Raw genomic sequence first — 19,164 nt, 5'->3', positions numbered from 1 at the left:
AGCAATAAACGTTATGAAAAAAATCATCATTCTCTTTTTGTTCGTGGCCTTCGGTAGTTTGAATGCCATGGCGGAACCGATAAGTAATCACGCTCAAAGAACGTTAATTGTCTATTTCTCTCAGCCAGAAGAGGTGAAGTTAGAGGGTGTTGATGGTGTTTCCGGCGCCAGCATTTTACAAAAAAATAACCAGATATTGGGCAGTACACAATATCTCGCTCAGGTTATTCAACGCCATACCGGGGGCGAATTATTCCGAATTGAAACCGTTATCGCGTATCCAACACAGCACGAGCCATTACTACGCTACGCGGAACAAGAACTGCGAGATAACCGACACCCTGAATTGAAAGCTAAAATTGATAATCTTGCTGATTACGACAGGATTTTTATTGGCTACTCCATATGGTGGTACAAGATGCCAATGCCAGTGTATAGCTTTTTACAGCAGCACGATCTGAGTGGCAAAATCCTGATTCCTTTTACCTCACACGGTGGTAGCCGTTTCTCTGATTCTCTTCGTGAAATTAAGCGCCTGCAACCGGATGCTCAATTAATCACTCAGGGGCTGGCTATTTCCAGAGAAGATGTGGCAGATGAGAGCACCGTAACCAGAGTGAGTGACTGGTTGAATCAATTAGCTAACGTGCAGCAATAACGGGCTTGTGATGAGAAAAAAATATCAGTGTCAGGTTATGTTGGATGTGGTCATGGTTTCAATTCTACTTTCATTAATGGGATTTCATCTATGGAGTGAATATGTCCACGAATGGCTTGGTGCGGTCTTTTTTTTAATGGTGGTATTGCATGTGAGTTGGAATATTCACTGGATACAAGCGCTATTTCAGGGAGAATACTCTACTTTTCGCATCCTGCAACTGTCGATAAATGTCCTTCTGATGCTATTGTTTTTGTCTGCGGCGATCAGTGGAATAATGCTTTCGCGACATATACTCCCCAATTTCATTATGCATAATTCATCCGATTTGGTCCGAAAGATACACATGACCAGTATACATTGGGGACTCGTCGTTATCGCTTTGCACCTCGGTGTTCACTGGAAAATGCTGGCTAATTTCTTCTGTAAAATCTGGCATATTTCACCTGACTCGGTATTGGTCAGACGTATTCTTCCTGCGCTTTTAGGTATGGTTTCCGGTTATGGTCTTTATGCTTTCATTCACCGAGGGATATTGCCTTATCTGCTACTGCAGGTCGATTTTGCCTTTTTTGACTTTGAAGAGTCAAAGCTTCTGGTTTACTGGGATTTTTTTGCCATCATGATGTTTGGGGCTTATCTGACCCGATATTTGATATGGCTGACAATATTCAGACCACAGTAAGGTGTTCGGGGCGGTCTGATAGTAAAAAAGAGACTAAAGTCTTCAAATATTGAAGTGGCACTTGTTATTCGGGATATCATTCGATATATAATTATTTATATATCGAAATGAGAGGATCTCTAATGACATTTTTATCTCGCCGTCTGGCGCTTGCCAGTTTGACTCTGCTTATCTCTTTTTCTGCTTTCGCCGATCGTCAGGTTACCGACCAGATTGGTCGTACGGTAACCATTCCTGATCGGGTTGACAGGGTAGTGGTTCTGCAACATCAAACGTTGAACCTGCTGGTGCAAATGAATGCTACTGAAAAAATTGTGGGCATTCTGGCCAACTGGAAACAGCAATTAGGCAGTAACTACGCCACTCTGGTTCCTGAACTAAACGGTAAAGCGACGCTGGGCGATTTAACCCATGTGGATGCAGAAAGTCTGGTGGCATTGAAGCCACAGGTAGTTTTTGTCACTAACTATGCTCCTCAGGAGATGATCGATAAGATCAGTGCATTGGGTATTCCAGTGCTGGCTATTTCATTGCGTCATGATAATCCGGGGGAACAGTCAAAAATCAACCCAACCATGGATGATGAAGAACAGGCTTATAATTTGGGCCTCAGGGAAGGGATTGAGTTGATTGGGAATGTCATCAATAAGCCCGAAGAAGCTAAAGCGCTGGCGGATGCTGCCTTTGCGGGTCGTCAAATGGTTACCGATCGTTTAAAATCACTGACCGAACAACAGCGCGTTCGGGCCTATATGGCGAATCCCGATCTGAGCACTTATGGTTCCGGCAAATATACCGGACTGATGATGAATCATGCGGGAGCATTCAATGTCGCGGCAGCCACAGTAAAAGGCTTTAAGCAGGTTGCATTGGAGCAGGTTATCGTCTGGAATCCCCAAGTGATTTTTGTTCAGGATCGTTACCCTAAAGTGGTGGATGAAATTACTCATGATGCGAAATGGCAAACTATCGATGCGGTTAAAAATCACCGCGTGTGGTTGATGCCAGAATATGCAAAAGCCTGGGGCTATCCAATGCCGGAAGCTATCGGCTTAGGTGAACTGTGGATGGCGAAAAAACTCTATCCTGAAACGTTCAGCGATATTGATATGCGTAAAGAAGCGGATCGCTGGTATCAGCGTTTCTATCGTACTCATTATCAGGGTATTGATTGATGTTAAAAGTGCTGGCTGCGGGCAGTTTGCGTCGGGTATGGATTCCATTGATGGCGCAGTTTCAAGCTGAAACCGGTATAGCATCAGACACTCAATTTGGCCCCGCGGGATTGCTGCGCCAGCGAATTGAGGCAGGTGAAACCTGTGATTTCTTTGCTTCAGCCAGTGCGAATCATCCGGCTGCCTTAATCTCTGCCGGGCTTGCTTTGGGCAGCATACCTTTTGCCTCTAATCGTTTGTGCCTGAGTGTAGCACGGCGGGTTACTACAGCCAGTGATGACTGGTTATCACTATTGAGTAACCCGAAACTACGCCTGGCAACCTCTACGCCGGGCAGCGATCCTTCTGGTGATTATGCCTGGCAACTGTTTGATAATCTGGAACACTATCAATCTGGTTTAGGTGAAAGCCTCAAAAATCGGGCGCTATGTTTAGTCGGTGGAGCCGGGAGTCCGGCAGTTCCTCAGGGGGAGATGGCTGCCAGTTGGCTGATTCGCAGCGGGCAGGCCGAAATGTTTCTTGGTTATGCCAGCTACGCCTCAAGCTTGAGGCAGCATGCTGATATATTAGTGTGTGATATCCCTGAAGAGATGAATATAGTAGCAGATTACGTTTCTGCTATATGTAGTGAAATGGGAATGGCTCTTGGCGCATTTCTTCGTACGCCAACGGCAATGGATATTCTTAAACAGTATGGATTTGGTGTCGGACTCTCTTCGGGTTCAGATTGCTGAATTTTCCCGAGTTGCAGTAAACCCTTTTATTTTTTGATAACCAGCCTGTGTGGATATACCTGAAATACCTACTTAGGAGGTATTTTCTTAGATCAAAATTCGTTATATATTTATTTATATAGCGATAGGCGGATACAAAAGTGAACGATGAAATATGAGTAATTTTTTTGGTATGGGATTAATCGCAGGTATCAATAGCCAGGAACCTTATAGTTCTCAACATATAACACGCTACTGTGAAGATTTTAGACGCGGTTATGTTATTGGTTATACCCATTCTTTAATGCAATTAAGTGGTGATAGCGAATTAGTCACCCGAGTAGCAGGAAGTTTGACTCAAAAATACGGCCTTAACAAAGAGACGATGATGGAAATTTATACTGAATTTCAGCAGGACTCTTCTGTTAGCTCGTTTATTTCTGGTTATACGGCTGCGGCTTAAACTTCAGGCAATGAAGAGCTTCGGTCTTGATCATATCACCAGATCGCCTGCCTTAGCTGGCATAGAGAATCTGTTTCAGAGCGCATAAGAAAAGGATAGCCAGATGTTTCTTTATATGTTTTATCTTGGTGGTAACGCAGGTAAGTCTAATATTGAAGTCCATGACGTTCAGTTTGTTGCCGCAGCGAAACCTGAAAACGCATGGCCGGCCTTACGTTCGGCCTGGTTTGGCGATGCGAATAAAATTCATATAGACGGTTATGCAAAAATCACCTGGGTTGATGGATACTCCGTATCGCTTTCGTTAACTCCCTCAGGAAAAGATAATCGGTTATATTTTGTTAATGTTGGCGGCTATCATCCTTCGACTCTGGCGGAACTCCATGCTTTCGATCTTTTTGTTGCCCGAAGCGATAAAGAAGCGAAAGTTAAGGGACTACAACATCTTCTACATGGTGTTGCGCAGCAGCATAAAGATAATTTAAAAGCAGTCGACGATTGCCTGCTGTTAGATAAAGTGGGGGAGTATTATATCCACCTTGAGCCTTGCTCAGCAGGAACCCACTTTAGCCCTGAATGGCAAGGTTATCAGCCTATTGGTTAATAGTATCAGTTCACGACATTCGATTTTCATCGATAAAAACAGGCGCCTTAGTTAACTAAAGCGCCTGTTTTTATTGTATTTGATTTCTACGGCTTAAAGGTGTTGCTGTACTGGATTTTTTGTTGTGATGAATAATCAATAGAGATAACCAATTTATCCGAATCGATTTTGGTTATTTCTAATTATTATTTATAAATTTATTTATTTTAAAGAGTTGTTAATTTCATCGATTATTTTTTACATATATTATTATCTTGCTAAGTTTTTTGATGTGTTCGTTTGACTTATTGTGATTATTGTTATTTAACCAATTGAAAATAATGCATTAATTTTTCAATCCAAATCCTTAATGTGTGTTTTATTAAAATATTAAATATATTGATTTTCATCACTAAATGGGGGTTTTGGTTAGTTTTGATGAAAATCTCAACATTTCTTATTTACAAAATTGATGAAATGTATACAATCTGAAACTTAAATTAAAAGCGTTGTTTATTGTGTCGTTTTTAATCGATTTTATTAAATGGATAAATGTCATCAGGATGAGCCATTATGGATAATAGATATAATAGTTGTTATTTAGGAGAGCGCGCTTCAAAACCTAAAGTAGCGCTACAAAATTTACACCATCACGCCAGTCAAAATCCCTTTAATAAAACTCTACTTGCAGGTGCTATCTTTCTTGCTGCCAACACCGCTTATGCCGCAGATCCTTGTGATTATGTGAGTACCAGTCCTGAAGCCAGTTGTGTATATGTTGATAACCAAATAAATATCACTATTCACTCTGATATCAATAATCCAAATAATACTCCAGCCTATCAATATGAAACTGATTATATGACTACAGATAAATCAGTCATCAGTTTAGAGGCAGGTACAACAATTCATTCGGATGCAACGGGTATTCAGGCACTAGGTTATAGCAACTCTGAAATTGAAGTGAGTACCTCTGGCAATATTTATACCGGTAAAACGACCGATGTTGATGCGCCGGATCCTCAGGCTCCAATAACCGGGCCTTCCGGAGGTCTTTTAGCGCTGGGCGCCGTGATTCAAAACTCCGATAGCCAAATTGTTAACCAGAGTGCCAGTAAAGATACTGCCGCAATATATTCTCAGGCGCTGGAGTCTCGGGTGACTACCTCGGGTGTTATTCGCTCTCAGGTTGGGGATGCGGTTCGTTTACAGGATACCGGTCCTGAATATTCCTATAGTAGCGGTGGCTACATTATTCTCGATCCTCAGAGTGTGTTTGATGTTCACCTACAGGCAGGGAGTGTGGTTGAAGGTGGCTCGGAAGGTGCGGGTATTAAAACCATTGGCGGTGCAACCTCTAATATCACTATTGATGAGGGAGCAACACTAAGCGCATTGTCTGATGTAGCGATTAGTGCAACTGGCTATGATCATTACGATCTCAACTATAGTAGTAATCCGTCTGGTATCGATACATACCAATACAGCGGGGCGGCTACCAGCATCACCAATGCAGGAACCATTACCGGTGTTATTCAATTGACCAGTGGTCAGGACAAGATCGTGAATGACACAACGGGCGTCTGGAATGTTCGTCAGTGGTCAGATTCCGATCGGGATGGTGTCAGGGATACGGTTGCTTCTGTAGCAACCAGTGATTTTGGTGGTGGAACGACAGAGTTGGACAACCGCGGTCAAATTATACTGACAGCCAATGCTGATGGCAGCGCAAATAGCGCGCTATTGCAAAATTTGAACACCTTTAAAACCAGGGGCGTTTAATACTCGCTAATAATGTAGTGGGTGACCGTTTTACCATTGACGGTGACTATGTGGGTAATAATGGCACCATTGAGCTGGATACTTATCTGGGGGACGATAGTTCTCCCACCGACAGAGTGATCATTAATGGCTCAACCTCTGGACAGAGTTATCTGGTGATTAATAATCTTGGCGGAACAGGGGCTGAAACCCGTGAAGGAATCAAAGTTATTGAAGTTAACGGTGATTCATCCGGTGAGTTTATTCAGCAAGGTCGTGTTGTTGGCGGCGCATATGAATATTATCTGCATAAAAATGGCATGAATAATCAGGATGGTGACTGGTATCTGCGTTCACAGCTTCCGGTAGTAACGCCTGAAGATCCCGATCCTACGCCGGACCCGGACCCTGAGCCTGAAAATATCAATCGACCAGAACCTGGTAGCTACATGTTTAACCACATGGCGGCCAACAGCCTGTTCCTGATGCGCCTTCACGATCGTATGGGCGAAACCCAATATACGGATGCCTTGACCGGTGAGCAAAAGGTGACCAGTTTATGGTTGCGTCAGGTTGGCGGTCATAACCGTTCTCGTGATAGCAGCGGTCAGTTAAAAAATCAGGGAAATCGTTATGTGGCTCAAATGGGGGCGATGTTGCTCAGTGGAGTACCAATGGTTTAGACCGTTGGCATTTGGGGGTAATGGCTGGATACGCCAGGCAAAACGGCAATACTGAGTCAAAATATTCTGAATATAAATCCAGGGGTTCTGTTGAAGGTTACAGTGCAGGATTTTATGGTACATGGTATGCCAATGAGCAAGATAAAACCGGAAGCTATGTTGATGCCTGGGCTTTATATAACTGGTTTGATAACGAAGTGAAAGGCGACCAACTGGCGACGGAAAAATACAAATCCCGTGGTGTTACGACATCAATCGAGGCTGGCTATACTTTCAAACTGGGGGAGAGAGCCTCTGACGGTGTGAAATATTACCTGCAACCTAAAGGGCAGCTCACCTGGATGAACGTTCGGGCTAATGACCACACTGAACATACCAGTAGTGGTAGTTCGCGGGTTTCCTTTGATGGTGATGGCAATATTCAAAGTCGTCTGGGTATTCGTGCTTATGCCAACGGTCATAGTGATATTGATAACGGTAAAGATCGTAAGTTCCAGCCATTTATTGAAGCCAACTGGATCCACAACACCCATAACTTTGGTGCAACCATGAATGGCTATAGTAATAGTATTGATGGCACCAAAAATATTGGCGAAGTGAAAGTGGGTCTTGAAGGCCAGTTATCTCGTCATCTGGATCTTTGGGGTAACGTCGCGCAGCAAATGGGTGACAGTGGCTATAGCGATACTCAGGCTATATTAGGTATTAAATATCGTTTCTAGTTGATGGTCATCGTTAAATGAAAGCCTGTCGGTGTTGTTTAACCGACAGGCTTTCCACCTCGCGAAATAGAGTAAAGATGTCATCCACGAATATCTGTCGCGTTTGATAATAGGGTCTGGTATGCAACCACGAGTTTTAATTGTTACAACTGAAGCCCCGGACGTGCTGTTTAGCGGTCTGGGCTTTTTTAATGAGCACTTTTGGGCGGAATTAAAACGTCGTAATTATCCTTTTAAAGTGTTGTATCTGAATAATCAAAAGACACCACCTTCTCAGTTGGCTGATTATGAGATTGCAGTAGAACCCGCTTTACCTTTTGACTCATCGCTGGAGTCGCTTAGCCTCAATGTGGCCTGGAGTACATCGCAAAAAATTCAGCCGATCCTCAATGAGTTCAAACCCGACATTATCTCGGTGCATGAAAACTCACCGCTGTTACCGTTCTTTTTTGAGCTAAACCGGGTTCAGTTTACCCTGCATTCAAGCTATATCGGTATGCAACACTATCTGACCCGTACGCAAAAAGGAATGCAGCATTATTGGGAGCAGAGAATCGCCGTACGGCAAAGTGGCGCGGTGGTTCTTCATAGCGATTGGGCTCATCGTTCTATTATTCAGCATGTTTCTGCAGATATCGTTCCTCCTCATATTTTCCCTATCGGTGTGAATTTCGCTGACTATCCGGCAGATAAAATTGCCCATCCGGAAGGCAAAGTGGTGATTAGCTTCTTTGGACGCTTTACCGATATTGTGAAAAATTTTCAGATTTTCCGTGATGCCATCAATACGCTTCCGCCAGCCTATCGGCAGCGTGTAGAAGCCCGGGTTTATGGCCCTGAAAAAATCCCCGACTATATGGAGAAAGAAGGTTTTAAAGGTTTAACCTTTGTTCAGGGGGAAGAGAAGAGGCGGGCACTGGCGGAAACCGATATCGTGGTTTTCCCGAGTATGCAGGAAAGCTACGGTATTGTTGGGCTGGAAGCATTGCTGTCGAACTGCGCGCTGATAGCCACACCGGGATTAGGCATGGATAGTTATATGCAGCCGGAATACGCCTGTGAACCGACGGTCACCGCGATACAAGGGCGAATTATTGCTTACCTGTCGGATGTGGAACAACTGCGTAAAGACCAGAAGGCACAGCTATTCCGCAATAGTGTTAATCGACCTGAGTTTACGTTAGGCAAGATGACCGAGTCGTATATTGAGGTTTGGCAGGAATTGCTTAAGAAGTTACAGAAAGAACCACAGTAATAGTTTAACGCGCAGTGATTCATTCTTTTATAAGCTTATTTTGACATAGGGCCAGATATTTAATCTGGCTCTATTTTATTCCGGTTCATTGATTATCTTCTTGTTTATACCATTCCCCGTATATCCCTAAATTACCCCTACATTATTTACGGCTAATCTGGTCGCCTTTTTTTGCCAATCTGGTGCTTATTCAACCGATCCCCCCTTGTTATGGTGTTTTCAGATAAAGGTGATACCACCTTTGAACATGTCTAAAGCCAATATAATGAGGAAGCATGATGACCAGAAAACTAGAAGGAAAAGTGGCACTAATAACCGGTGGAGCATCCGGTATTGGTGAAGCGATTGCCAAAATTTATGCGAAAGAAGGCTGCAAAGTTGCTTTGCTTGATATTGATGAACCGCGCCTGAAGATGGTCGCCGGTGAAATGCTTAATCAAGGCTTTGATGTTATCTCCATGGTTGTGGATGTGGTTGAAGAACAGCAGGTTATTCAGGCATTTAAAAGTACCGTTGACCGTTGGGGCAAAATTGATCTGGTGGTAAACAGCGCAGGACGTGACTCGCTCTCGCCACATATTTCAGAAACTACGCTGGAAGAGTGGAACAAAACCATTGGGCCAAACATGACGGGCGTTTTCCTGTGCTGCCGTGAAGCGTTTCGGGTAATGGAAAAACAGTCGAGCGGTGGACGCATTATGAACATCGGTTCCTCCTCCGCCAAAATGGCCTCTTGCCCGGGCCATAGCCCATATCGCGCATCCAAGCACGGCATGATGGGTCTAAGCAAAAATATTCTGCTGGAAGGCATGAATAAAAATATCGGCGTGACTGTGATTAACCCTTCCCATGTAAAAACCCCAATGACCGAAGTTCTGGACTCCGGCACCTATGACGGTGGCGTAGTTCATACCGATGGCTGGCTGGATGAGAAAGAGCTGCGTGAAGGCATCTACAACAGCTGTATTGATGTGGAAAACGTGGCGGAAATTGCACTGTATATCGCCACCAGAACGCCGGATGTTACCGTTCCAACCGTTGCGTTCTACCCAACCCACAAAGCTCATCGTTATGGCATGGAAGTGTAGGGAGGTCGCCATGAAAAAGTTAACTACTGCGCAATTAGCAAAATATTTTGATCACACCCAGTTAAAGGCATTCGCCACGGAAGAGGATTTCAAAATCCTGTGTTCTGAAGCGAAACAGCACGGCTTTATGATGGTGGCAATTAATTCAGTTCCTGTTGCCGCCTGTAAAGCGCTGTTAGCCGGTACCGACGTCCATGTTGGTGCAGCCATCAGTTTTCCTTTAGGTCAAACCACCATCGAGGTGAAGTGCTTCGAAACCGAGCGCGCCATTATCGAAGGTGCCGATGAAATCGACTATGTCATCAATATCGGCAAGCTGAAAGAGGGTAATTACGCCTATATCGAGGAAGAGATGAAGGCCATTGTTGCCCTGTGCCGTAAAGCTAACGTGTGTTCCAAAGTGATTTTTGAAACCTGCTATTTAACCAAAGACGAGATTGTGCGCGTGGCTGAAATTGCCAAACGGGTGAAACCGGACTTTATCAAAACCTCAACCGGTTTTGGTACCGCAGGGGCTACGGTTGAAGATGTGGCACTGATGAAGCGCACAGTGGGTGATGACGTCAAAGTAAAAGCCTCTGGAGGTGTTCGCGATCTGAAAACCTGTCTGGCCATGATCGAAGCAGGTGCTGAACGGATCGGAAGTTCGAACAGCGTCAAAATTGTTGAGGAATACGCCGGACAGTACGCGTAATAAGGAGTCACTCATGTCGTTAAAAATGGTGGTCACCGATCTGGATGGCACGCTGCTGACATCAACTGATCGACTGACTCAGGCTTCGGTAAATGCATTTATCCACTTAAAACAGCAGGGGATATTGCCAGTGGTCGCAACCGGAAGAATGTTAAGTGAAGCGCAATTTGCCGTTGAAGGCATTGGGGCGACTAACTACTTCATGGGGATGAACGGGGCTCAAACCGTGAATCTGCAGACCCGGGAAACCATTTACCAGAGAACATTGGACCTGGCGACAGCGCAGGCGCTGGCCGATATTCTCGATGAACTGGGGGTGTTCTATCAGATATACAGTCACACCTCCGTTTATACCCGCCAGCACTGGTTAAACGACATGAGTGCTTCAGGAATGAAAGCCGAATATATCCGGCGATTTGCCTCATCCATTCTGCCATTTTCTCAGGTCAACGATCTGGGCGCGGTAAAAATGTTTGTGGTATGCAAAGACATCAATAAGCAACAGCTGATGCGTGAGCGTCTTGCTTCTCTGGAGTCCATCATTCTGGTCTCTTCCTATCCCAACTATTTTGAAATTTTGCCGAAAGGGCTAAATAAAGGCGATGCGCTACTACGTCTTTGCGCCCATCTCGGTATTGCGCTGCATGAAGTCGCCGCCATTGGTGACAGTGATAACGATATTGAAATTTTATCTCAGGCTGGCGTCGCCATTGCCATGGGAAATGCGTTTCAACAAGTGAAGGACGTAGCCGACCACATTGTTCCGGGTAATGACGATGACGGAGTGGCATACGCCTTAACCCATATTATTCCACAATATTTGTAATTAATGAGGCCCAATATGAAAGCCGCTTATTTCCACGGTGTTGGTGATATCCGTGTAGAGAGTCAATCCATACCGGAAGCTGGTTCTGATGAACTGGTGATTAAAATGAAGGCCAGCGCCATATGTGGCACCGATCTGCGTATTCTTAAGTTTGGCCACTTTAAAATTCCAACCGGAACCAAACGCGTATTAGGCCATGAAATTGCCGGAGAAGTGGTGCAGGTTGGTCGCCATGTCAGTCAGTTCAAAGTGGGAATGCGCGTTGCGTTACCGCCAAATATTGGCTGCGGCTCCTGCGCTATGTGTCGTAAAGGCTATACCCAGCTTTGTCCAACTTATGAAGCGTTCGGTATTAGCTATGACGGTGGTTTTCAGGACTATGTCAAAGTACCGGCACAGGCGATACAGCGCGGAAACGTGGTTATCATCCCTGGCCATATCAGTTACGAAGAAGCGGCGATGGTTGAGCCATTCTCCTGCGCTTATCACTCTTATAAAGCGTTAAATATTAAACCCGGTGACAGCGTGGTGATTATTGGTGCCGGACCGATTGGTGCCTGTCATGTGTTGATGAGTCAATTAGCCGGCGCGTCAAAAATCATTGTTGCCGACGTTCAGGATAACCGTCTGGAAGAGATGGCAAAACTGGGTGTGGATGTTACGGTTAATTCAGCTCGTGAAGATCTAAAACAGGCCGTGCTGCGAGAAACTGACGGCGAAGGTGCTTCAGTCATTATTACTGCCTGCTCAATTCCTGAAATTCAAACCCTCTCGATGGAAATTGCCGCCACTCACGGCCGAATCAATCTTTTTGGCGGAATGCCAAAAGGTAAAGAGATTGTTCCATTAAACACCAACCTGATTCATTACAAGGAGCTTACGGTACTGGGTACCACCGGCTCGAGTATCAATGATTATTGTGAGTCAATGGCGCTGGTTGCTTCCGGAAAATTGCAGTTATTACCTTTGGCAACGGCACGTTTCAATGTGGCTGAAATCAATCAGGCTTTTGAATATGCGCTTTCTGGTCAGGGCATGAAAACGCTGGTGGTGGAGGACTGATGATGACGGTATCAACAATGAAAGCTGCGGTATTGCACGCTCCTGCCGATTTACGGGTACAAGATGTGCCAGTCCCTGGTTGCAAGGAGGATGAAGTTCTGATTCAGGTTAAAGCCGCAGGGATCTGCGGTTCAGACCTTGATCGAGTAATGGTAACGGGAACCTATCGTTTTCCAACCATTCCGGGGCACGAGTTTAGCGGCGTTATCGCCGCCATCGGACGCAATGTCACTAAGTTTTCACCAGGAGACCGGGTAGCGGTAGCACCCATTTTGCCTTGCTTTAGCTGTGATTTTTGCCAACAGGGCCATTATGGTCAATGCAACAATTACAACTATCTGGGTTCCCGTACCGACGGTGGGTTTGCTGAATATGTCGCCGCGCCGGAAAGAAATTTAGTCAGGCTGTCGGACAATATCAGCTATGAACATGGTGCGATGGTGGAACCTGCGGCAGTGACACTTCACGGTGTAATGCGTGCCGGTATTAAAGCCGGAGATAGCGTAGCGGTATTAGGTTGTGGTGCGCTGGGGCTTTTTGCTATTCAGTTTGCCCGCATCTTAGGAGCGACCCGCATTATCGTTACCGACATTGCTGAAGATAAACTGGCGCTGGCTCAGCAGGTTGGTGCGACTCAGGTGATTAACAGTAAAACCGATGATGCAGTGAAAGCGATTCTGGCCAGTGGTGCGGTTGATATCACCATTGAAACGGCAGGGGTAGCGGCCACACAGGTTCAGGCGCTGGAAGTAACCCAAAAGCACGGCAAAGTGCTGTATTTGGGCACGGCACATGCGGATGTCACCATTCCTCCTCATGTTTTTGAACACATTATTCGTAATGAGCTGACGCTTCTGGGGGCCTGGAACTCGTTTTCAGCACCATTCCCCGGACGGGAGTGGTTTGCCATTATTGACTATATCCAGAATGGTTCATTAGTTATGCAACCACTAATTACCCACACCATAAAGCTTGAAGATCTTCCCATCTTTGTTAAGGACATGAAGAAACGAGTTGTCTCTTACAACAAAGTCATTATAAAAATGTAATAACAAAATACGAGGAACATCGTATGACTTTTTTTGAGCTAAAGAACTATTCCAATCCTTCAATTAGCCTTGCCCAACAGCGCCGCCAGTGGGGAGTTCAATTCCTGAAAGCCTTTCTGGCGGTATTTTTAGGCTATATGGCTATGTATCTTATCCGTAACAACTTTAAAGTTGCCGGACCTTTATTAAAAGAACAACTGGATATGACAACCACGGAGCTTGGCCTGATAGGGCTGAGCTTTTCGATTACCTATGGCGGCTGTAAAGCTCTGGTCGGATTTTATATTGATGGAAAAAATACCAAAAAGTTTCTGGCATTTTTATTAGGGCTCTCGGCTCTGTCAGTGATGGCAATGGGGCTGGTCATGAGCCATTTTGGTTCACCTATTGGCATTCTGATGACGCTGTGGGGGCTTAACGGCCTGTTTCAAACCTCTGGTGGTCCGGCATCCTATTCAACGTTGACGCGTTGGACACCAAAAGAAAAACGCGGACGTTTTCTCGGCTTATGGAATATGTCACATAACGTCGGTGGTGGTTTAGCCGGAGTACTGGCCCTCTGGGGAGCGAATGTATTCTTTGATGGTAATGTGGTGGGCATGTTTATTTTCCCTTCCTTCATTGCGTTAGCCATTGCGGTGCTGACTTTTTATCTCGGTAAAGGAGACCCCAGAGAACTGGGCTGGAATCGGGCGGAAGAGATCTTTGATGAACCGGTAGCCGAGGTGGATCAGGAAAACAGTGAAAGCAAATGGACCATCGTGAAAAGACACGTTCTGCTAAACCCCTTTGTCTGGATCCTCTGCCTGTCGAATATCTTTGTTTATATCATTCGTATTGGTGTCGATAACTGGGCTCCTTTGTACGTGGCCGAGCACTTCAACTGGAGCGGTAGTGATATGGTCAATACTATCCTCTATTTTGAAATGGGGGCATTGGTGGCCAGCTTATTGTGGGGATATGTTTCGGACTTACTGAAGGGACGGCGGGCGATTGTGGCGGTAGGCTGCTTTGTATTGATTATTTTTGCCTTACTCAGCTATCGCTACGCCACTTCGGTATTTATGATCAATGCTTCTCTGGCGGCGCTTGGGTTACTGATTTTTGGGCCTCAATTAATGATTACCATCTCGCTGGTGGACTTTGTGCCTAAAAATGCCGTTAGCGTAACGACCGGACTGTCGGGGGTATTTGCCTATTTACTGGGTGACTCCATTGCTAAAGTCTATCTGGCGATGATTGCTGACCCTGAGAAGCCCGGCGTTAAATTCTTTAATACGACGCTTCACGGCTGGCATGACATTTTTGTGATTTTCTACTGCTGTGTGTTTGCGGGGATTGTTTTATTATCGATTGTTGCTATTGCCGAAGAGAAACGCATTCGCAAAGAGAAGAAAATAGCGTTACTCAAAGCTGAAGTGACCGAGGCTGAAGCCTGTTAATTGGTTAAAGCGCTAAGTTTAGCAATCAGGGTTTCAATGCTGGATAAAGAGTCTGCCGCACAATACATATAGAGTGAGTTGGCAAAGTTTTTATCCAGCGTTTGCAGCGGAAGTAAACTGATTTGTTGTCCCTGCATTTTGATGATGCTTCTTTCATTGAGTGGGGTTGGAAAGGTAATTAATCGGCTGATACTCGGCATTCCATGCCAGTTGGCTTTTCCTGCCAGATGAGTCGATAAAATATTTTCTACGCCTTCATTTTGTTGTCGAACTTTGGCTTTCAATTCTGATAAAAATTGCTCATAAGCACCGCTGCGCAGCATCTCTTCCGCATAAATTTGAATCAGCGTACTGACTCTTGGTTCAACCTGAGACTTCACTTCCAGCAGCCGTTTTACCGTATTGCGCGGCGCCACAATCCAGGCAAGACGCATGCTGTGCCCAATGGTGTTGGTAAAAGTACCCACATAAATAACATTGGAAGCGCTGCCGGAATAGGAACGCATGGGAAGTGGTGCATCAAATAGTCCACGCATGGCATCGACTTCGATAATCGGATTATCGTTGGTGCGACAAATCTCATATTGTGCACGTTTGTTTTGTTCATCGGTCATATGGCAGGTTGGCCAGTGGCACAGTGGCGTGGTCAGGAAAAAAGCGTAGCGATTTTTGGTTAATACTTTTTGCAGGCTGTCAGTGCTGATTCCGCCTGCGCACATGGGTAAAGGAATGGCTGAAGCCCCTAAACTGGTTAAAATCGGCTCGTAATAGCCCGGTGATTCATAGACTACCGGTGATAAACGGCTAAAAAAGGTGGAAGAAATAATATACAGCGCATTAGAAATGCCGCTGGTGATAACAATCTCTTCTGGTGAGCAATCAATGGCCAGGGTGTTTTTTAAGTGACTTGCCAGTAATTCCCGCAGTTGATGAAACCCGATATCGTCATAATTCATTAAGTCTTTACTGGCGATACGGCGGGAGACCGCATCAGAAACCGCCATTAACGGCATCTGCGGTGAGAAATCCATGCCTGGCCACAGCAGCATACTCTTACTGTAAGAACGGGCAGAAGAGTATTGAACATCATCCTGCATACGCGAATGACAGGCTTTCTGAATCAATAATTGCCAGTCGATACCCTGAGCACGTAAGGTGGAGATCGCCCGTGACTTTTCCCGAATGCTAATCACCTCTTCATCCTGCAACAGATTAAAGGCTTCAACCACCGTAGTTTTACTGACGTTTAGTTTCAGGGCGATAGCGCGTTGGGAAGGGAGCTTATGACCGGCAGGGTAATTTTCTAAATATTTCTTAATACTGCTGGCTACCTGAAAATAGAGCGGGGTACCTGCCTTCTGATCGATAGGCGTTAACATGAGCTTACTCCTTGTTCAGCGGCAGATAGCTAAGGCAATGGGTTGTAACCAATATAATCGCAGGAAAAGCCGCTAGTCAAAGCAGTGAAAGCATAATTGCTGGTGAGATAACAAAGATTTGGCAAGCTATACAGCAATCATGTTTCAGATATTGCCTCAGGAGCATGACTTCAGTTTATTTGTCAGGACCAACGATAATCTGAATAGCGTTTATCATCGTTCATTGGCTTAAATGAAAAGTATAAAAATAAAGCGTCATAGTGTGTTTATTAAACAAATCAGAGAAATAGTTAGCAGGCTGTTTATTTATGCAGTTTGAATAGATAATAATTAATTTATCGTTTTATATTGATTGGATTTTTCTAATTATTCAATCCATTAATAATTAACCACTTCAGATGAAATAAAAATTTATCCTTTTTTATTTATTGGTATTTTTTCTTTAAAAACAATACCGTGGCTTATAGTGAGGAAATCTTAACGCATTGTCCTGGCTGTGTTTTTTAATCAATGGACTTTGGCGGTTGTGATTTCAAATGCAAACATAGTCTAAGATTAATTATGTAATTACGGACAAACAGAAACGCTGGCGGAATAATGAGATGTCAGTTTACTCTCATGATTTATATCAATGTTGATTAATTAAACAGCTTAAATGCAGCTGACAATTTAAATAACTTAATACATTATGCAGAATGTTTTTGATTTCTTATCTCTGCAAATAATAACGATAAGGTGATACAGATGGATCTCTTTTTAGTGCAACTCGCTGTCGTGTTGTTATGTATAGCTATTGGTGGAAAAATTGGTGGAATAGGGCTGGGTGCTGCCGGGGGAATGGGGTTGTTCGTACTGGCATTTCTGTTTCATCTGGAGCCTGACTCGCCGCCGGTGAGTGTAATGCTGATTATTATTTCGGTTATTACCTGCATCACCATTCTTCAAGCCGCGGGAGGGCTTGACCTTCTGGTATCACTGGCGGAGAAAATGCTGCGCACCAAACCCAATGCGATTACTTTTTTAGGTCCATTTGTCTGTTATATCTTCACCATCATGTGTGGTACATCCTATATTGCTTTCTCGGTTTATCCGGTGATTGCGGAAATAGCTACCGATGCCAGAGTCCGTCCGGAAAGAGCCATGTCCATGTCGGTGATTGCGGCCAATATGGCACTGGTTGCCAGCCCGATTAGCGCCGTTGTGGTGGGAATGCTAGCAAAGGCAGCTTCTTTAAATATTACGTTATTGGATATTTTGTCCATTACGGTGCCGGGTACGTTGCTGGGTTGCTTAGCCGGTTGTCTGTTTGTGTATAAAAAAGGCGCGGAGTTGTCTGATGATGAGGAATTTACCCGGCGTCAGCAGACGGGAGAGTTCGATTTAACCACGTTGTCAGCCGCAAAAATTGGCAATCCGACTCAGGCTAAAATCGGTCTGGCTATTTTTGCCGTCGGCGTACTGTTGATTGTTATTTTAAGTTCTTTTAAAGCGATGAGACCAGAATGGCATGGTGAAGTGATGTCGGTTTCTACCACCTTGCAAATACTGATGTTAACCACTGCCAGCCTGATTATGATTTTTTGCCGTATTGCGCCGGAAAAACTTCATGAAGGTTCTACCTTTAAGTCTGGTTTGATCGGCGTAGTGGGGATCTTTGGCCTATCGTGGATGACCGGTACTTTCTTTGGTACCTACAACGATCTGTTTATTACCAACTTCTCTCATATTCTGAATGAGTATCCGATGGTGTTCGGTCTGGTGCTGTTTTTCCTGTCGATACTGATTTACAGCCCGGCAGCTACCATTATTGCGTTGATGCCATTAGGGGTAGCGATGGGGCTTCCTGTGTATACCCTGATAGCATTACTACCTGCCGCCTGTGCCGTGTTTATTATTCCCGGTGGTGCGCAAATCGCCTGTGTCGCCTTTGACCGAACCGGCACCACCCGGTTAGGTAAGTATGTTATTAACCACAGTTTTCTGCTGCCCGGTATGGTATCGTTAGTGATGTCGGTTGTTTTTTGCATGTTGATTGCTAAAACATTCTACTGATTTACCGACTAAATAACTTATATCTTATTGAATTAGCGAAGTAAGGGAGCTGTTAATGGGTTCTGAATCGGTTTTTTTTGAAAAAGTGCGCTCGCATATTTTAGAGCAGGCAACTTTAGGCGAACGAATTGAAACAGAAACGGAACTGGCTGCGCGTTTTAATGTTACTCGCTATCAAATAAGAAAGGTGTTGACCTCGCTGACCCAAATGGGAATTTTGGATAGATCGCCTAAAAAAGGCAGTGTGATTCGCCAGATGAACACCGATACCTTAAGCGATCAGATGCAAATTCAGTTTGGCGCGGCAGGGTTTGATATTAATGAGTTTTTAGAAGCGCGGGTGTTAATTGAATGCGCAATTCTGCCTTTAGCGATTAAGCGTATGACGCCGGCGCTGATGGGAAAATTAGAAAACACCCTGAATCAGATGGAAGAGTTTGCCCATATTCCTTCCAAAGCAGACCAGTTTGACCGGGATTTCCATCTGCTGATCTTGCAGGCCTGTGGCAATCGTGTGTTGCAGGTGTTCTCTGATGTACTGATAACTTACTTTGATAAAACCTCTGCATTATTGAATTCTTTTGGTCCGGAGTATTTTGTTGATATCGCCCGGCAGGAAAAGGCTATTTTGAGTGCGATTAAAAGCGAAGAGGTTGAGTTAGCGGTGAAACTGTTACGGGAGCATTTGGTGAACACTTCACAGACTCTGCCGCCGGAGAATATTGCTGTTGGTAAACCGAAGGTTAAGCGCAGTAATAAAAAGACTGAGAAAGGGTAATTTGTTGGTTTTTTTGTCTGTTTTAATGTTGGTGGTTATTCTGGCCGTAAAGGTGGTGTGTTTATATCAACGTTGTGCCCGTCTGTAAGACCATTT

At 44.7% G+C, this 19,164-nt stretch carries 17 protein-coding genes and 1 pseudogene; 17 read left to right on the top strand and 1 reads right to left on the bottom strand.

Annotation, left to right across the window (positions count from 1 at the left end):
- Positions 1-13 precede the first annotated feature (13 nt).
- From EKN56_RS09625 to uhpT, 15 genes and pseudogenes are all read left to right on the top strand, one after another.
- Positions 14-658: a flavodoxin gene (locus EKN56_RS09625; protein ID WP_130591579.1), complete on the top strand. Its 645-nt coding sequence runs from the start codon at positions 14-16 to the stop codon at positions 656-658.
- 10 nt (positions 659-668) lie between these two features.
- The gene (locus EKN56_RS21485; protein WP_130591578.1) at positions 669-1,343 is read left to right on the top strand and encodes a DUF4405 domain-containing protein; all 675 of its coding nucleotides are present in this window, start codon (positions 669-671) and stop codon (positions 1,341-1,343) included.
- Positions 1,344-1,465: 122 nt separating this feature from the next.
- Positions 1,466-2,518 (top strand): ABC transporter substrate-binding protein, encoded by a 1,053-nt coding sequence (locus tag EKN56_RS09615; protein ID WP_130591577.1) that lies wholly within the window; start codon positions 1,466-1,468, stop codon positions 2,516-2,518.
- Positions 2,518-3,252 carry a substrate-binding domain-containing protein gene (locus EKN56_RS09610; RefSeq protein WP_130591576.1) on the top strand — a complete coding sequence of 245 codons (735 nt, stop codon included), beginning with the start codon at positions 2,518-2,520 and terminating at the stop codon, positions 3,250-3,252. Before EKN56_RS09615 ends, EKN56_RS09610 begins: the two co-directional genes overlap by 1 nt.
- A 154-nt stretch (positions 3,253-3,406) precedes the next feature.
- Positions 3,407-3,694: a DUF2623 family protein gene (locus EKN56_RS09605; protein WP_130591575.1), complete on the top strand. Its 288-nt coding sequence runs from the start codon at positions 3,407-3,409 to the stop codon at positions 3,692-3,694.
- A gap of 103 nt (positions 3,695-3,797) precedes the next feature.
- The gene (locus EKN56_RS09600) at positions 3,798-4,298 is read left to right on the top strand and encodes a DUF1543 domain-containing protein (RefSeq protein ID WP_130591574.1); all 501 of its coding nucleotides are present in this window, start codon (positions 3,798-3,800) and stop codon (positions 4,296-4,298) included.
- Positions 4,299-4,850: 552 nt separating this feature from the next.
- On the top strand, positions 4,851-6,059 hold the full coding sequence (locus EKN56_RS09595) for a hypothetical protein (protein ID WP_130591573.1): 1,209 nt from the start codon (positions 4,851-4,853) through the stop codon (positions 6,057-6,059).
- A 17-nt stretch (positions 6,060-6,076) separates the two neighbouring features.
- Positions 6,077-7,443: pseudogene (locus EKN56_RS21625) on the top strand (autotransporter outer membrane beta-barrel domain-containing protein).
- A gap of 121 nt (positions 7,444-7,564) precedes the next feature.
- Positions 7,565-8,698, top strand: a complete 1,134-nt coding sequence (locus EKN56_RS09580) for a glycosyltransferase family 4 protein (RefSeq protein WP_130591570.1) — start codon at positions 7,565-7,567, stop codon at positions 8,696-8,698.
- 275 nt (positions 8,699-8,973) lie between these two features.
- Positions 8,974-9,786 carry an SDR family oxidoreductase gene (locus EKN56_RS09575; RefSeq protein ID WP_130591569.1) on the top strand — a complete coding sequence of 271 codons (813 nt, stop codon included), beginning with the start codon at positions 8,974-8,976 and terminating at the stop codon, positions 9,784-9,786.
- Positions 9,787-9,796: 10 nt separating this feature from the next.
- Positions 9,797-10,480, top strand: coding sequence for a deoxyribose-phosphate aldolase (gene deoC / locus EKN56_RS09570; RefSeq protein WP_185955855.1), 684 nt, complete (start codon positions 9,797-9,799; stop codon positions 10,478-10,480).
- A gap of 13 nt (positions 10,481-10,493) precedes the next feature.
- Positions 10,494-11,306: an HAD family hydrolase gene (locus EKN56_RS09565; RefSeq protein WP_130591568.1), complete on the top strand. Its 813-nt coding sequence runs from the start codon at positions 10,494-10,496 to the stop codon at positions 11,304-11,306.
- Between the two features lie 15 nt (positions 11,307-11,321).
- Positions 11,322-12,368, top strand: a complete 1,047-nt coding sequence (locus tag EKN56_RS09560; RefSeq protein ID WP_168189637.1) for a zinc-dependent dehydrogenase — start codon at positions 11,322-11,324, stop codon at positions 12,366-12,368.
- On the top strand, positions 12,368-13,417 hold the full coding sequence (locus EKN56_RS09555) for a galactitol-1-phosphate 5-dehydrogenase (RefSeq protein ID WP_210405343.1): 1,050 nt from the start codon (positions 12,368-12,370) through the stop codon (positions 13,415-13,417). The genes EKN56_RS09560 and EKN56_RS09555 overlap by 1 nt, the downstream gene beginning before the upstream one ends.
- 23 nt (positions 13,418-13,440) lie before the next feature.
- A complete protein-coding gene (gene uhpT, locus EKN56_RS09550) occupies positions 13,441-14,859 on the top strand; it encodes a hexose-6-phosphate:phosphate antiporter (RefSeq protein WP_130591566.1) in 1,419 nt (472 codons plus the stop codon).
- On the opposite strand, the gene EKN56_RS09545 is transcribed toward uhpT, so the two are convergent.
- A complete protein-coding gene (locus EKN56_RS09545; RefSeq protein ID WP_130591565.1) occupies positions 14,856-16,238 on the bottom strand; it encodes an aminotransferase-like domain-containing protein in 1,383 nt (460 codons plus the stop codon). The two genes, uhpT and EKN56_RS09545, sit on opposite strands and share 4 nt — an antisense overlap.
- Positions 16,239-16,982: 744 nt before the next feature.
- On the opposite strand from EKN56_RS09545, the gene EKN56_RS09540 reads away from it, so the two are divergent.
- A complete protein-coding gene (locus tag EKN56_RS09540; protein ID WP_130591564.1) occupies positions 16,983-18,290 on the top strand; it encodes an anaerobic C4-dicarboxylate transporter family protein in 1,308 nt (435 codons plus the stop codon).
- A 55-nt stretch (positions 18,291-18,345) separates the two neighbouring features.
- Complete coding sequence (locus EKN56_RS09535) at positions 18,346-19,068, top strand: FadR/GntR family transcriptional regulator (protein ID WP_130591563.1); 723 nt, start codon at positions 18,346-18,348, stop codon at positions 19,066-19,068.
- Positions 19,069-19,164: the final 96 nt, after the last annotated feature.

It is taken from the genome of Limnobaculum zhutongyuii, from assembly GCF_004295645.1.
GTDB classification, from domain to species: domain Bacteria; phylum Pseudomonadota; class Gammaproteobacteria; order Enterobacterales; family Enterobacteriaceae; genus Limnobaculum; species Limnobaculum zhutongyuii.
This window is presented reverse-complemented; position numbering and strand designations above follow the sequence as displayed.